This is a genomic window from bacterium, assembly GCA_035505375.1.
Classification (GTDB): Bacteria; Hydrothermota; Tepidihabitantia; order Tepidihabitantales; family Tepidihabitantaceae; genus UBA2258.
The window spans coordinates 1-13,441 of sequence record DATJQV010000001.1; the positions used below are offsets into that span (position 1 = coordinate 1).

General features: G+C 62.9%; 9 protein-coding genes and 1 tRNA gene. 6 read left to right on the forward strand and 4 right to left on the reverse strand.

The features are described 5' to 3' along the window. The 4 genes from VMH22_00005 to VMH22_00020 form a co-directional block, all read right to left on the reverse strand. The coding region (locus VMH22_00005) for a hypothetical protein (GenBank protein ID HTW90076.1) at positions 1–2,808 on the reverse strand (2,808 nt) is incomplete at its 3' end. A 57-nt stretch (positions 2,809–2,865) separates the two neighbouring features. Beyond that, the gene (locus VMH22_00010) at positions 2,866–3,495 is read right to left on the reverse strand and encodes a hypothetical protein (protein ID HTW90077.1); all 630 of its coding nucleotides are present in this window, start codon (positions 3,493–3,495) and stop codon (positions 2,866–2,868) included. Between the two features lie 279 nt (positions 3,496–3,774). Beyond that, the gene (locus VMH22_00015; protein HTW90078.1) at positions 3,775–6,474 is read right to left on the reverse strand and encodes a sigma 54-interacting transcriptional regulator; all 2,700 of its coding nucleotides are present in this window, start codon (positions 6,472–6,474) and stop codon (positions 3,775–3,777) included. A gap of 342 nt (positions 6,475–6,816) precedes the next feature. Continuing rightward, on the reverse strand, positions 6,817–7,371 hold the full coding sequence (locus VMH22_00020; GenBank protein HTW90079.1) for a YbhB/YbcL family Raf kinase inhibitor-like protein: 555 nt from the start codon (positions 7,369–7,371) through the stop codon (positions 6,817–6,819). Positions 7,372–7,474: 103 nt separating this feature from the next. On the opposite strand from VMH22_00020, the gene VMH22_00025 reads away from it, so the two are divergent. The 6 genes from VMH22_00025 to pth all read left to right on the forward strand — a co-directional run bounded on the left by VMH22_00025 (position 7,475) and on the right by pth (position 13,424). After that, positions 7,475–9,982 carry a prolyl oligopeptidase family serine peptidase gene (locus VMH22_00025; GenBank protein ID HTW90080.1) on the forward strand — a complete coding sequence of 836 codons (2,508 nt, stop codon included), beginning with the start codon at positions 7,475–7,477 and terminating at the stop codon, positions 9,980–9,982. 98 nt (positions 9,983–10,080) lie between these two features. Next, positions 10,081–10,938 (forward strand): hypothetical protein, encoded by an 858-nt coding sequence (locus tag VMH22_00030; GenBank protein HTW90081.1) that lies wholly within the window; start codon positions 10,081–10,083, stop codon positions 10,936–10,938. An 82-nt stretch (positions 10,939–11,020) separates the two neighbouring features. Beyond that, positions 11,021–11,092: transfer RNA gene (locus VMH22_00035), tRNA-Gln, on the forward strand. 43 nt (positions 11,093–11,135) lie between these two features. Then, complete coding sequence (locus tag VMH22_00040; GenBank protein HTW90082.1) at positions 11,136–12,077, forward strand: ribose-phosphate pyrophosphokinase; 942 nt, start codon at positions 11,136–11,138, stop codon at positions 12,075–12,077. Between the two features lie 8 nt (positions 12,078–12,085). Further along, a complete protein-coding gene (locus tag VMH22_00045; protein ID HTW90083.1) occupies positions 12,086–12,844 on the forward strand; it encodes a 50S ribosomal protein L25 in 759 nt (252 codons plus the stop codon). A gap of 4 nt (positions 12,845–12,848) precedes the next feature. After that, complete coding sequence (gene pth, locus VMH22_00050) at positions 12,849–13,424, forward strand: aminoacyl-tRNA hydrolase (GenBank protein ID HTW90084.1); 576 nt, start codon at positions 12,849–12,851, stop codon at positions 13,422–13,424. Positions 13,425–13,441: the final 17 nt, after the last annotated feature.

Genomic DNA, 13,441 nt, shown 5'->3' on the forward strand with positions numbered 1-13,441 from the left:
CTTGAACGAGTAGAAGTCACCCGTCTTGTTGCCCTTCGAACCGTAGATGGCATCCGTGCCACCGTCATACGCAAGCCAGCCGCCGGCCTGGATCGTCTTGCCGGAAGGCATCGCCGGCAGCGGATTCAGCTCCGCCCAGCCAGGGATCCCGGTCGTGCAAACGTACCCGCACGTGTCGGCGTGCATCGTATCGTTCATCATACCGTGGTTCATGTCTGCCGCATACGTGATGTATGCAAGGCAGGTTTCCGCCATACCACCCGGCGCAACCCACGGGTTCAACGTCACTACCTGAGAGCCATGGGCCGGAATCGCGATGTTGGTCCTGTAGTCCGCGTACCCGGCAGGCTTTATCGAAACGTCAAGGCGCGGAACCATCGCGTCCACGTTGCCCTTGTTGGTCAGCTTGACCATCACCGGTACCAGTCCCGGCACCTCGTTCTTCCTCGGGCTCTGCAACTGGCACAGCACGTCCAGATACCGCACGAAAAGCGGCGCACGGAACGTGTCGTTGGCGGGCTTGGCGTCATAGGGCACGCAGGTGAAGGCGGTTATGTTGTAGCTATCAGGCTTGGCTATCGCGCACGACGCGAAAGTCACCGACTTGATCTTGCCGCTGTCAATCGCGCCGCTGTTTGCCGTGCCGGTGTACACAGTGTCGAACGGAGCGTGGGCACGCACGACGTTGAACTTGCAGGGTATGTTGGAGCGTTTCTCAAAGCCCAGGTTCTTGATTGTGATGGTTGGGGTGACCGGAGCGCCGGAGTCTTGCGTAGCGGCCGGGATGGTGATACCGGTGCAGGAACCGTCGAGCAGCGGGATCTGGAAGCACGCGTCGATGCCCCAGGTACCGCAGTCAAAGACTCTGCCCCAGCTTCCGCTGGGATAAGGATATCTGCCCCACTGGAACATGCTGTTCCTGCTGCATATGCCGAGGTAGATGTTGGAGCCGTTGTAGTAGGTGGTCTGCTCGTAGTAGGAGACGAAGAAGGTGTCGTAGTTCACCGCTATCGGCGGGTCGAAGGTGATTATGTTCTTGTACATGCTGGTCCAGACGCTGGTATGGAACGTTCCCGACCAGTGGCCGATTGCGGTTCCGGGAGTACAAGGACCGTGGCCGTTGTAACGCGGGCCGTCATCACCGTATATGAAGACCTGCGCAGGAAAGTCAGCGCCGTTGAAGCTCGTCACCCAGACGTTAGCCCCGTTCAGTGGTTGCGCCGGCGTGGCGTACTCCTCAGCGAACTCACCGGGACCCGGCCAGGACCAGGCACCGTCATCGAACGCCCCGGGACAGTGGGTCAGGCATCTCGAACCCCACAGGCTGATCTCGAAGGTGGTGGTCTGCGCATCGTTGGCCGGATTGCCGTCGCCGGGAAGCGTCGTCATTGCCGAGTCGACGTAGCTCGTCTCGACTGCGGGCGCAACGTAGTACTTCACGAACGAGAGCGTGCAGGTCTGGCCGACAGCCAGAGCGGCGATGGTCTGGGTCGTATCATAAACAGCGTTGCCCGCGGTCTTCGCCCTCAGCACGGCGCGGACCGGGACGTTGGACTCCGCATTGAGTCCGAAGTTCTTTACCGCGACTACCCACCTGAGCGTATCGCCCCAGGCAAAGTACAGGTCGGACGGGGAGATTATCTTCGTGACACCGACGTCGATAGGCTGGGGGACGTCAGGCACGCCACGACGGTGGGTAGTGATGTAGCCAGAACCGTTGTAGCCGCAGCAATGGTTTATGCCGTTGATGGAATTGCCGCCGCCCCACTCCGTGACCGGTCCATAGAAGGCGCCTATGATCCCTTCAGGCAGATGGGCCTCGGTATTCCACGCGCCCGCGCCCAGGTCGTACCAGGCGACGCCTGTCGTCGGCGCCCAGGAGTTGCCTCCGCCCCACACGTAGATGCGGTGAACGGCGCCTGTATCCCAGACGGCAGCGCAAGGCGAGTTCCCGCCTGTGACGCTGGGCACTGCGGCCAGGTTCGTCCAGACGCCGGCGGTCGGGTTGTACCGCTGGAACGTGGTCTGGTTCGACCAGCCGCCGATCTGGTAGATGTTGCCCTGAGCGGCAACCATCGCGCCGAAGAAGTTCCCCGTAACCGGCGGATTGGTACGGTTTGCCCAGGTTCCCTGACGGATGCTGTACAACTGGAACTGGTTCACGGTCGGGTACTGGGCAAGCAGGAAGATTGAGTCGCCGGCGGCCGCGGCCATGACGCCATAGTCAGCGGAGCCCGAGTACCCGGTAATCTGCGTCCAGGTGTTCGTCGACTTCCTCCACCAGTAGCAGCTATTGTAGTAGCTGCCATTGTAGACTCCGAGGACGAAGACACCGGATGAGTCGGTGCCGTTGCCGTTGTCTCTCCAGTAGGCTGAGTACGAGTTGGCGTCTCCGGTCGGCAGGGCGGCCAGCGCCAACCAGGTATTGCTCCGTGGGTCATAGCGGTAATTGGTGGTCGCGTAGCCTGAGCCCGCTCCACCAATGGCCCAGTAGAAGCTGCTGTCCGTGCCTGCATATCCCCGGTCATACGCACCGGGACAGCCGCGGTACTGGCCTGAGCCGGGGTAGGCCGCCCTGGTGCTCCAGGTTAAGGCCTCTTGCTGATACGCTTCCGCAGGCTGCGGCGCTGTCAGGTTGACACCCTCGGGAGCATGTGTCGGGTCGGGAGCCGGCACACTCTTCTGCGCCCGGTACGCTGGAGTAACATCCTGCCTATGCGGCTTATCCGTGACATACAACACGGAAGGCGATACCGCGAACGTAGTCCCGATCAGGATTGCGCTCAAGACCATTGCTTTGCCATTCATGTGACCTCCCCGAAATCAGTTATGCGCAAAGATACCCGTCGATCATGCGAATGACAGTCAGAACCAGTACATCCCGATTTCCCGCCTCAGCCGCCTGTCGGTGCCGACGCAGCAGACAGGCGCAAGCTCAGGTGTTCGGGCGGCGGATGTCATTGCAGCCGCGCCCGGTCGTGGCTCGCCAGGTAATTCGAAACCGGGCTCTGTGCCGGCCCAGACTCCCTGCACGGCTCTCGTCAGGGACGTGAGCTCACAGGCATCGCCACGGTACTCAACACAGGCGCAGCGGTTCCGGTCCGGACGCTCGACCACGACATCCAAAAGGACCTCTCTGGGACTGGCGCAGCACGGGTCGCTTGCGAACACCCTAAGGATCGTGGCGAGGGCGACCGACACCCGCCAGCCAGGGTCGTCCCGCAGCAGGCTGGCCCCGAGGAAAGCAACGAGCGGGGTTAGTTGGCCATTGGTCAGCGGTACTCGGTCACTAATCCCCGGGCCTTCGTCGTGCAGATTGACGGTTTGCCAGGCCGAGCGAATGTAGGGAGTGGCCGGATGATAGCGAAACTCGCCGGCATGGGCTGCCGTGGAGAAGTTGCCGGGAAGGAGAGCGACTGCGAGCGGAACCCGGCAACCAAGCTCCCTGGCCCTTGCCGCTACGTTGACAAAGTCTCTTGTCTGAACCGGCATCATGCAGGCACCTAAGCACGAAGCGTGCGAGCATAGGCGGAGCAGCCTAAGCTACTACCGGTCGGACAGATGCGTTGTCCCGACACAGAGGGGCGATACAAAGGACTGAGACATTGTTGTCACCGCTCGTCGTAACCCGCTGCGGATGCAAGTTGCAGTCTTTCCATGAATTAGGATGAGATTGACATGAATGACTCAGTTGTGACATGAATGTCCCAGTTAGTACGCGAGATTACGACTGAGGGAGCGAGTTTGCGGGACGGGGACTATTCCCCGTGACCGTCAGTCCGGGTCGCCGGTGATGCGGTGTTTGCGGAGCAGGCGATAGAAGTGCCGACGGCTTATGCCGGCCAGCCTGCTGGCCTCGGATGTGTTCCCTTTGGCCTGTCGCAAGGCCTCAATCAGCATGGCCTTCTCTGACAAGTCCGTCTCTTCCTGGAACCGGCTGCGCAGGCCCTCCGGCGGGCGCGCGGACAACTTGACTCCGGATGGTCTGAACTCGGGCGGAAGGTCGGCCGGCTGCAGTTCGCTGCCTTCGGCGAGAATGACCGCCCGCTCGACCACGTGCTGCAGTTCGCGGATGTTGCCCGGCCACGAGAACCCGGCAAACAACGCCAGGACCTCGTCGCTCGCACCCAGGACCGGGCGGTCGTATTCTTGGGCCGCGCGGGCGATGAAGAATTGCGTCAGCACGGGTATGTCCTCCTGCCGCTCGCGCAGCGGAGGCAGGACCACTTGAACCGTGTTGAGCCGGAACAGCAGGTCGTGGCGGAACAGGCCCTGGCGTTCGCGCTGGTCAAGGTCCATGTTCGTCGCCGCGACAATCCGGGCCGCGATGGGTGTCTCCTTCGTCCCGCCGACGCGCATGACCGTCTTGCTCTCGATGGCCCGCAGCAGCTTGGCCTGCAGGTTCGGGGCCATGTCTCCGATTTCGTCCAGGAAGATGGTCCCCTTACCCGCCAGCTCGAACTTGCCGGGCCGCGCTACGACCCCGGTGGCTGCGCCTGCTTCAATCCCGAAGAACTCGGCCTCCAGCAGGCTCTCCGGCACGGCCGCGCAGTTTATGGCCACAAAGGGATAGTCGGCGCGCGGGCCCGACTCGTGCAGGGCGCGGGCCACGAGTTCCTTGCCGGTGCCGCTTTCCCCGCGGATGAGCACCTGCACGCGGGGAGCAGCCATCCGGGCAACTAGGTTGAGCACTTCCAGCACATTCCGATTGCAGCCTACGACTCCCCGGAACCGCAGGCCGGGAATCAGCAGCGCGGCGTCGGTAGCAACTGCTCTGAGCTTCGCCAATTTCGCCAGCGCGGGTGCCAGCGTGGCGGACACTACCTCCAGCGCTTCCGGATTGATGCGCGCCTCCGAAGGCAGGGAGCGTCTGAGCACGACCAGACCGACCACGGTCCCGGCCTGTTTCACCGGCAGCAGCAGCTCAAGGTCGGTCTGCTCGAGGCCGGGGGCCGTTCCTCGTTCATCGTTCAGGAGCGCCGGGTCCGGGTTGCCGATGGTCGCGACCGGCCGGTTGTCGATAAGCACTGCGCCCTGCTCAAACCGCATGTTGTCGCAAAGCATGGAAAGGGTCCGTTCGATGAATCGCTCGGGCGCAAGCCCCAGTGTAGTGATAGTCAGCTGCGCCTGGAGTAGAGCCGAATTTCGGTCGGTCTGCATCTCGATGCGGTAGAGCAGACGGCTTGTCTCTTCGGCCTCGGCTACGACGGCGAGGCGGCGGAACGACTGTGCTGCGGTCTGGAGTTCAATACGAGCCTCGCCCGACCGATTGAGTTCGACGAGCTCCTTACCGTGGTTCAATCGCGTCAGCGCGAGTTCGAAGGTGTCGCCAAGCGGCTCCAGCACGGTCTCCGACCGGCTGAAAAGGTGCAGGGCCGGGCCATGCTCGCCACGGGCCGCGGCCAGAAGCGCCTGCACGCGGAGTACCTCGCCCTGTTCGGTCGGCAGGTTCAGGTCGGTGGCGTGGAGGTCGGCCTGGGCCAGCAGGTCGTCGGCGGCATGAAGCCGACCCTGTGCCAGAGCGAGCTCAGCGCGGTGGCAGCAGACGGTAACGAGGCCCTGGCGGTCTTTGGCCGCCCCGGCCAGTTGCGCCGCTTCGTTCAGGACATCCTCCGCCTGCGCCAGGTTACCAGCGCGGAAATGGGTCCAGCCCAGGTCCGCGAGAGCTTCTCTGTACATGTGTCCGGAACGCTGCTTTTCCCGCTCTCCCGCGACCACGGTGTGAAACAGGAGCGCGGCGTTCTCGTAATCGGACCGCTTGAGCGCCAGCTCGCCCAGCGCCATCCGCGCCGCGGCCAGCAGGTCGGAGAATCCGTGCCCCTCGCAGAGCGCCATGGAGCGGTGCAGGCTCTCGGTGGCCTCAGTCCAGCGGCCCATGGCGGCAAGAGTACAGCCGATATTGTAGTGGCTGATGGCCGTTCCCCGCACGTCTCCCGCCCGCGCGTTTGCTTTCAGGCACAGGTGGTAGTGGTCCAGTGCCGCACCCAGAGAGCCCTGCAGCCCGTGGACGCTGGCGACCCCATTCAGGGCAATCCGTTCTCCCCGCTCGTCCCCGGCCTGCCGGCTCACTTGCAGATACTCCTCGAAGCACTCGAGCGCGGACTGAAGCTCGCCGCGGTCCCGCTGCATGATGCCCCGGAGATTGAGCCCGGTCCCCCGAATTCGACCGTCGCCGATTGCGTCGGCGACTTGGAACACCGTCTCGGCGCAGCGCTCCGCCCCATCGAGGTCGCCGGCGCGACGGAGCAGCTCGCCGAGCATGTAAGCGGCCCTGCCCTTCTCCTTGAGTAGGCCCGCGGCATCGGCTTCGGCCAGAACCTGTTCCAGCAAAGGTCTGGCAGCAATCGGGTCGCTGAGCCAGAGACACTCGGCTAGCGCAAGCGTAGCCTCAACCCGCTCGGCCGGGGTCGAGGCCGAAGCTATCCGGTCGCGCAGGACCTGCAGTTTGTCACTCTGACTGGACGAATCATCCATGTTGGGACTTGGGTCAGCATAGTGCCGACCTTCGCCAAGTCAAGCACACTACGGTGTCGGGATTACGGACGCCATTGGTGACAGGAGTCATGAGCAGACGGGTCCTGCTGCTCTGCGAGGGCAGCGCGCTGCGGCAGCCATCTATTCCTATCCGCCGGGTAGAAACTGGGGCACGATGCTCATCTCATTCGAGGGACCGCCTGCCCCAATAGACCAGCCTACGGCCAACAGCCGACAGCTAGCAGCTTCCGAGGCCCAACCGGATCGTACATCGTTGATGGCCGCAGCGACCCCTGTCCGACAGAGCGTACTTCGGATTTCGAACTTCTTCCTTGCGCTCTTCTACTTCTTGTAGGTCCCCATCAGGCTGGCGTGAGCCAGCACGTGCCCTTTCATCGCCTCCTGCAGCCGGCCGGCGGTGGCGGTCTGATCGAGACTGAGCATTCCATCCAGCGCGTACAGGTCGAAGTAGTAGCGATGGGTGCCGTTCGGTGGTTTCGGCCCGTCCCACCCGACCTGGCGGAAGCTGTTCGTACCCTGTGTCCCACCAAGGGGCAATGTGGGGTCGCGCCCGATTCCCTCCGGCAGAGCTCTCACGTTCTCGGGTATGTTGAACACTACCCAGTGGACGAAGCTACCGCCCGGGGCGTCAGGGTCCCGAACCGTCAGGGCAAAGCTCTTGGCACCTTCGGGCGCCTTGTCCCAGTTCAGGTCGGGCGTCAGGTTCTCTCCGTATAGTGTGTATCGTCTCGGGATGGTCTCTCCGGCCGCAAACGACGCGCTCGAAAGCGCCATTCCCGAGCTGCTGTCAGGCACCGCGGCCGCATTGTTCTTGGCCGGAGCGGCACAACCGAACACAAGCACGCACACGGATACGATCATCAGTATTGATTTCACAGCGCTACCTCCACATTCAGGCTAGCCTGTTCCCCGGCCTTTGTCCAGCCCTGCGGACGCCATGAAGTTGACCGCCGAGCGAACCGGAGTATAGTCAGGAACTATGAGAAGATTGTTCCTGGCCATCCTGTGCGCAACCTTGACCCCGGCTTCGGCTCTTCCCGGCCTCTCGGACACTATCAATATCAGAGAATGGCTGGTATGCGGGCCTTTCCCGGTCGGCACGCGCGAGGGCATCACCGGCGTGGTCGAGGACCCGCTGACCTTCCGGCCGTCTGAGGGCGATACGTATCGCTCGGCACTCGTCCAGGGCGGCATCACGACCTGCCGGAAAGTGACTGTTGACTCGGCGGGCTGGCTTGAGACGGACTATCAGAACGTGCGCTGGGACTCCCTGCAGAACTACTACGGCAATGTCGGCGTCGCCTGCGCCGGCTTCGCCTATGCCGAGTTCGATTGCCCGCAAGCTTGTCGCGCTATGGCGCTGGCGCCGAAGCTGGGCGGCTTCGTGCTCAATGGCCAGGGCTATCTCGGCGACGTCTACGGCAACGGCTGGTTCCAGACCCCGGTGCAACTCGACTCCGGTCTTAATCGAGTGCTCTTGCGCATCTCCGGCTACGCTGACGAGCGGGTCCGGTTCCGACTCGTGCCGCCGGCCGCGCCGGTCACGGTAGTCGCAAAGGACATAACTACTCCCGACGTGGTCGCGGACTCCCCCCTTGTCAGTTGGCTGGGAGTGCCTTTGCTCAATTCAACCCCTGACCGGATTGACTCGGTCAGAATCAGCGTCTCGACCTTGACCGGAGACAAAATCGGGAATACGTTCATACCGGACCTGCCGGGCCTCGGAACGATCAAGCCCGCCGTCCGCATAGCAGTTGCAGCGCGGCCGTTCGACACTACCGGCCTGCCACTCGTCATCGCCTGCACCTCCAAGGTAGGCACGACGCTCGACACCATCAAACTGCGCATCCGGCGGCCGGAACAGTCCCGCAAAGTCTGCTATCTCTCCAGCGCCGACAGTTCCTGTCAGTACTACGCCGTCCTGTACCCGAAAGACTATGACCCCTCGAAGCGCTACGCGCTGATTCTCTCACTTCACGGCGCTGGCGTTGATGCAGCAGGCCAGGCTGATGCTTACCGACCCAAAGACTGGGCATTCGTCGTCGCGGCGACCAACCGCAGGCCGTTCGGGTTCGACTGGCAGGACTGGGGGCGGATTGACGCGCTGGATGTACTCGGCCAGGCACTTGCGAGCCTGCCGATTGACCGCGACCGGGTGCTTTTGACCGGCCACTCGATGGGCGGGCACGGCACGTGGCATGTGGGTCTGGCCCATTCGGACCTGTTTGCCGCCGCCGCTCCCGAAGCAGGCTGGCCCGACATCGACCTCTACGTCCCGACGTTCACACAGCGCACCGCTATCTTCGCCGACCCGGCCCAGGTTGCAATCCGCGACATGGCAATGCGACCGGACAACACTCCAGCCATGCTGGTGAATGCGCTGAATCTGCCGTTGTTCATGCTGCACGGCGGCAATGACGACGACGTGCCGACCATCCACGGCCGCAACTTCGCCGAGTGGCTGAGAGAGCTAGGCTATCGCTTCACCTACAAGGAAGTCCCGAACCGGCCGCACTGGTGGAGCTACGAAAACGGGCTGAGCTGCCTGGACGATACCGACCTCATGAACTTCCTCAAAGTACAGCGCCGCGACCCCGGCCCGCGCCACATCCGCTTCCGCACCGCCGACCTCGGCCAATCGAACCGCAGTTACTGGACAACTATTGAGCGCGTGCGCATCGTCGGCCGTGATGCTGACATCGAAGCCTGGGCCACTGACTCACTCATCTCGGTCAGGACGGTCAACGTCGCTCAGTTCAGCCTCGACCTTGCCGGAGCGCCGTTCTTCCCGGGCACGGTCATGATTGAGGTCGACGGCATGCGGGTTGGCGCGAGGTACAGCCTGCCCGGAAGACTGACGTTCTGTGCCACCAGCCAGGGCTGGGTCGCCGGGGCGGCCCGTTACTCGGCGCTTACGAAGACTCCGGAGCTGTACGGCCCTGCCAAGCAAGCAATGATGAAGCCGTTCCTCCTCGTGTACGGCACCAAGGACCCGAGCCTGACACCGTTTCTTCGTCATTCGGCAACCCAGGAAGGACTGCGTTGGTGGCTGGTGGGAAACGGCACAACCCGGGTCGTGCCCGATACCGAGGTCACGTTCGAAGACATCAAGCGGATGAACCTGGTGCTCTACGGCGGCCCGAGGGAAAACTCGGTAACAAGCAAGATCGCAGACCGCCTGCCCATTCGCGTAACCGCGGGCCGCATGTCCCTGGGCAACAGCGACCTCGGCGACAGCCTCGCCGCCATGTTCGTCTATCCCAATCCGTTGAACCAGAACCGACTCGTGCTGGTGCGGATGGGAACCGACGCGAACGACACCCGCTTGTCGCTGTTCTGGGGCGTGGCCTCGTCCGGCGCCGGGATCCCAGACTTCATGGTCTTCGACCGCTCAGTGCGCCAGTACGGATGGGCCGGAGTCAGGGCCACAGGTTTCTTCGGCCCGGACTGGAATATCGATCCGGCATCAATGTACATGAAGGAATAGGTCCTCCCATCGCCAATCGCATCGTCCTGTCCGCGCCGGCCAAGGTCAATCTCGGACTTTGGGTTGGCCGCAGACGTGCCGATGGCTTTCACGACATCGTGACCATCATCGCGCCCGTCACGCTCCATGACACGGTGATCATCAGAACAGCGCGGCGCGGCATAGACGTGAAGCCTTGGGATTCCAAAACCCAAACCGCAGACCGCTTCTACCCTCACCCTTCCCTCCCCCTCAAGGGGGAGGGAACGAAAAGGAGGGGGTCGCAGGACGTTCCGTGGGATTCGCGGAATCTGGCCTACAAGGCCGCAGAGACATTCTTCCGGGCAGCCCGCATCAGCGCCGGTTGTCGTGTCCGCATCGCAAAGCGCATCCCGGTCGGAGGCGGACTCGGCGGCGGCTCTTCCGACGCCGCCACGGTGCTTCTTGGTTTGAACCGGGTATACGGCGTTCCCCTTGATGGACGCCGGCTCCGCAAGGCTGCCGCCGCATTGGGGAGCGACGTGCCGGCGTTCCTGCTGGACGGACCAAGCATCGCCCGCGGCCGCGGCGAAAGACTCCGCGGTATCCGGCTGCCGCGCATGAGCCTGTTGCTATGTTTCCCGGGTTACCCGGTGTCAACGGCGTGGGCCTACGCCGAGCTTGACCGTCTGCGCCGGAACGGGCAAGCTTTGACACCACCAGTCATTTCGCCTAAGATACTACGCGCCGGTCTGCGGCGCAACGAATTGGACAAGGTCGCCGCACAACTCAGCAACAGCTTCGAGCCAGCGGTCTTCCGGCGATTTCCCGCACTCGACCGTGTCAAAGAGCTATTGCTTCGGCACGGAATGTTGGCGGCTTCTCTGTCTGGTTCCGGCAGTACGGTCTATGGCCTGGTTGGTACGAAAGGCTGGAAAGACCCGATGGCCGCCCTGGCCCGGAATGGATTCCACTGCGTCAAAACCAGCACCATCTAGACCAATGCCGAAGGACGAACGCCGAATGCCGAACAGCCGCAACCCGGTTCGACGCTCGGAGTTCGCACTTCGAAGTTTCCTTTGGGGCGTCGTTCAACTGGCAGGACCCAGGACTTTGGATCCTGTTATGAAGGTTCGATTCCTTCCGCCCCAGCATATCTAGCCCGGCCCGCGGGCCGGTAGGCGAGCGAGGTAATATGCAAGGTCAGCTCAAAATCTTCTCCGGCCGGGCCAATGCGCCCCTGGCCATGAACATCTGCGAGCACCTCAGCATCAAGCCGGGCGATGCCGAGGTGAGGACGTTCGCGGATGGTGAAATCCGCGTCAACATCCGGGAGAGCGTCCGCGGCAGCGATGCCTTCGTCATCCAGTCGACGCAGCCGCCGGCCGACAACCTGCTCGAACTGCTGCTGATGATCGATGCGCTCCGGCGCGCGTCGGCCGAACGAATCACGGCGGTAATCCCCTACTTCGGCTACGCTCGGCAGGACCGCAAGGATAAACCCCGCGTGCCGATTTCGGCCAAGCTCGTCGCCAACCTGATTGAGCGGGCCGGTGCTGACCGGGTACTGACGATGGAACTTCACGCCGAGCAGATCCAGGGCTTCTTCGACATCCCGGTTGACCACCTTTACTCGACGCCGGTCCTGGTCGATTTCTTCCTCAAACGGGGAGTCGAAGGCTGCACGGTCGTCGCGCCCGATACCGGCCGGGCCAACCGGGCCCGCGGTTTCGCCCAGCGGCTGATGGAGAACATGCCCCTGGCGGTCATCGACAAGCGTCGTTCTGAACCGAACAAGGCGGCGGTCATGAACGTCGTCGGCGAGGTAGAAGGCCTGGACGCGATAATCTTCGACGACATGGTCGACACCGGCGGGACGCTGATCAAGGCCGCTCGCGCGCTACTGAAACACAAGGCCCGGTCGGTGATGGCCGTGGCCACCCACGCTGTCCTCTCCGGGGACGCGGTCCAGAAGATCCAGAAATCGCCGCTGGATGAGATGATCGTCACCGACACGCTGCCGCTGCCCCGCAAGAAGCTAATCAAGAAGATACGAGTGCTGCCCGTCGCGTCGTTGTTCGCGGATACAATCCTCCGCACCCACCGCAGCGAGTCGGTCAGCTCATTATTCATGTAGAGGAGAACATGGCATATACAGTCAAAGCAACACAACGCACCGACACAGGCAAGGGCAAGGTCGGCCGGCTCCGCCGTAGCGGAACTCTACCGGCGGTGATGTATGGGCACGGCGAACCGTCGCTCATCCTCGCGCTGTCGACGCAGGAATTCAACCGGCTGCTCGACCTCATCCAGGGCCACAGCCCGATTGTCGACGTCGAGGTCGAGGGCCAGCCCGCACAGAAGTGCGTAATCAAAACGCTCCAGCGTAACCCGATAACCGGTGGGCTCCTGCACGTCGATTTTCAAAAGGTCCATCCCGGCGAGAAGATTACGATGAACGTGCCGGTCATCGTCCACGGCTCTGCCGATGGAGTGAAACAGGGCGGCATGCTCGACCACGTGCTGCGGCAAGTGCCGATCCGCGCCTCAATTGACGCGATTCCCGAGCGCTTCGAGATCGACGTCACCAATCTCAAGATCGGCCACAGCATTCACATCAAGGACCTGGGCCGTCCCGACCTTGAGTATACGCTGCCCCTCGACTCGCCGATTGTCGCGGTGCTCACACCGCGGAAGCTGACCGAGGAACCGACTGCGGCCGAGGCTGCGGCGGCTGCCGAGGCCGGACCGGCCGAGCCTGAAGTCATCACCGAGAAGAAGCCGACCGAGGAAGAGGCTGAGGGTGAGGATGAAAAGGGCAAGGGCAAGGCCAAGGCCAAGACCGAAGCCAAGGGCGAGAAGAAGGAAGAGAAGAAAGAAGAGAAGAAGAAGGACAAGAAGTAGGCCGGTGACCATCTTCGGACTGGGTAATCCGGGCCCCCGCTATGCGCCCACGCGTCACAACGTCGGATTCATGGTTGTGGACACGCTTGCGGCAAGGCTCGGATTCCGGTTCCGGATGTTCACTGACCGGGAAGTGGCAGGCCGGCAATTCGCCGGTGACCAGTTGGTGCTGGTTAAGCCCCTCTTGTACATGAACGAATCGGGCGTCGTTGTTCGGAAGCAGCTCGAGCGAAAACCCGGCGACATGCTGGTAGTCTGCGACGACATGGCTCTGCCGTTCGGCCGGCTCCGTCTGCGTCCGGCCGGCTCGGACGGCGGCCACAACGGCCTCGGCTCGATCATGTCGCACCTTGGCCGCAGCGACTTCCCGCGCCTGCGTATCGGCATCGACGCCCCGGCCCGGAGCAGCGACGGCGCCGACTATGTGCTCGATCCGTTTCCGAAAGAGCAGGAGGCCTTGCTTCCCGAGGTCCTTGCGCGTGCCGCGGATGCCTGCATCGCCGTCGTCACCCAAGGGCTCGAACGGGCTATGAACCGCTTCAACCCGCCGAGGGACATGACTGAAACGTCGGACGTTTAGGATCGTGTCTTGAACAC

Coding starts and splice junctions, on each gene's coding strand:
- VMH22_00025 (HTW90080.1), top strand. CDS start 7,475: ATGAGAAGATTGTTCCTGGCCATCCTGTGCGCAACCTTGACCCCGGCT.
- VMH22_00040 (HTW90082.1), top strand. CDS start 11,136: ATGCAAGGTCAGCTCAAAATCTTCTCCGGCCGGGCCAATGCGCCCCTG.
- VMH22_00015 (HTW90078.1), bottom strand. CDS start 6,474: ATGGATGATTCGTCCAGTCAGAGTGACAAACTGCAGGTCCTGCGCGAC.
- VMH22_00045 (HTW90083.1), top strand. CDS start 12,086: ATGGCATATACAGTCAAAGCAACACAACGCACCGACACAGGCAAGGGC.
- VMH22_00010 (HTW90077.1), bottom strand. CDS start 3,495: ATGATGCCGGTTCAGACAAGAGACTTTGTCAACGTAGCGGCAAGGGCC.